This is a genomic window from Mesorhizobium sp. M2A.F.Ca.ET.067.02.1.1, assembly GCF_004023285.1.
Taxonomy (GTDB): Bacteria; Pseudomonadota; Alphaproteobacteria; order Rhizobiales; family Rhizobiaceae; genus Mesorhizobium.
The window spans coordinates 1-1,996 of sequence record NZ_RZSB01000954.1 but is presented as its reverse complement, the minus strand read 5'-3'; the positions used below and the strand labels follow the sequence as shown (position 1 = coordinate 1,996).

Annotated in this window: 1 protein-coding gene and 1 pseudogene; one reads left to right on the top strand and one right to left on the bottom strand. The window is 63.1% G+C overall.

Going from position 1 to position 1,996, the window contains the following annotated elements:
• The first annotated feature begins 451 nt into the window (after positions 1-451).
• The gene (gltX, locus tag EOA28_RS34165) at positions 452-1,825 is read left to right on the top strand and encodes a glutamate--tRNA ligase (RefSeq protein ID WP_127251306.1); all 1,374 of its coding nucleotides are present in this window, start codon (positions 452-454) and stop codon (positions 1,823-1,825) included.
• Here the strand turns inward: gltX and EOA28_RS34160 are convergent.
• A pseudogene (locus EOA28_RS34160) lies at positions 1,743-1,996 on the bottom strand (hypothetical protein); the annotation flags it as partial. The gene gltX and the pseudogene EOA28_RS34160 sit on opposite strands and share 83 nt — an antisense overlap.

Genomic DNA, 1,996 nt, shown 5'->3' with positions numbered 1-1,996 from the left:
CCTGCAAACACTAAATATAGTGTTAACAGATCATTTTTTCCAGGCCGACAATTCTCCCTTTCGCCCACCCAAACCCCAAAGATCCCAACGCTTCCGCCGGCCTCGTGAACGGGCGGAAATCCGGGCAAAACGCACAAAATCCGGGAAAAAAGACCGGCCTCTGAACTCTCCGGTCACGCCCGCAACAGGAGCGCATGGCCTATAAAAAGCGACTCGTTCCGACCCGTCAAGGATTCGTTTTTGTAGCTTTTGTGACCCCAACATCTTGTGTGTCACATATGTGGATAACGGGGACATGCGAAGCCCAAGTCCCCGGGCACTTGACGAGGTTTTATCAGGCTGCCGCGAAGCGTTGGGGCCAGCGGCTTTTCATTTTAGCTGGCTTGCACTATCTGTTGCGTTCGCGGGGGCGCGCCTTGTCAACGCCAAAAGCATCCGCTACGCCCCGCTCATGACAGTCACCGTCCGTTTCGCCCCATCGCCGACCGGCCGCATCCATATAGGCAATGCGCGCACCGCGCTGTTCAACTGGCTTTTCGCCATGAACAACAAGGGCCGTTTCATCCAGCGCTTCGACGACACCGACATTGCCCGCTCGAAGCAGGAATATGCCGATTCCATCCTTTACGACCTGCACTGGCTGGGCATCTTCCCGGATGTCACCGAGTACCAGTCGCGCCGCTTCGATATCTACGACGCGGCGGTCGAGCGGCTGAAGGCGGCGCGGGTGCTCTATGCCTGCTACGAAACGCCGGAAGAGCTCGATCTGCGCCGCAAGGTGCGCCGCACGCGCGGCCTGCCGCCGGTCTATGGCCGCGAGGCGCTGACGCTGACGCCGGAGCAGGTGGCGGAATATCAGTCTGACGGACGCAAGCCCCATTGGCGCTTTCTTTTGCCCAATTTCACCAGCGATCCGCTGCAGCCGGAGCGCACGGACGTGCATTGGAACGATCTGGTGCGCGGCGAGGAGACGGTCGATCTCGCATCGCTGTCGGACCCCGTCCTGGTGCGCGAGGACGGCACCTATCTCTACACCCTGCCTTCGGTGGTCGACGATATCGAGATGGGCGTCAGCCACGTCATTCGCGGCGACGACCATGTCACCAACACCGGCGTGCAGATCGCCATCTTCAAGGCGCTCGGCGCCGAGCCGCCGGTCTTCGGCCACCACAACCTGCTCACCACGACCACGGGCGAGGGGCTGTCGAAGCGGACCGGCGCGCTGTCGATCGAGAGCCTGCGCCAGGACGGGATCGAGCCGATGGCGGTCGCGTCGCTGGCCGTGCTCGTCGGCACGTCGGAGAATGTCACGGCGGCGCATGATCTCAACGAGCTTGCCGGCCATTTCGACCCGGCGGCGACGTCCAAATCCGCTTCCAAGTTCGATCCGGACGAGCTCCTCGTGCTCAACCGCGCGCTGATGCATCACATGTCGTTCGAGGACGCTCGCGACCGGCTGATGGTGCTGGGCATTTCCGGCGACAAGGCCGAGGCGTTCTGGCTGGCGGCGCGCGGCAATCTCGACCGCCTGTCGGACGCGGTCGCCTGGTGGCGAATCCTGAGCGAAGGCCCGCAGGAGCCGGCCGAGTTTTCCGGCGAGGACCGCGATTTCCTCAATCAGGCGTTCGACGTGTTGCCAGAGGAGCCGTGGAACGGAACGGTCTGGAAGGACTGGACCGGCAAGATCAAGGAAGCGACCGGGCGCAAGGGCAAGCCGCTGTTCATGCCGCTGAGACTGGCGCTCACCGGGCGGTCTTCGGGGCCGGAGCTTTCAGATCTATTGCCGCTGATGGGTCGGGAAGGAACGCTGGCCCGACGACCCTGACCTTGCGCTGATCCGGCGGCAGCATCGAGACCGGCGATACCGGCACCTTGGTGGTCAGCCGCTTGATCGCGTCCTGGTCGAGCCCGCCTTCGGCATTGGCGAGCGTTTCGGGATCGGCGCCCGGATCGGGTTTCACCGCCGGCATGGGAATGAAGGGCGCCATCCCACCAT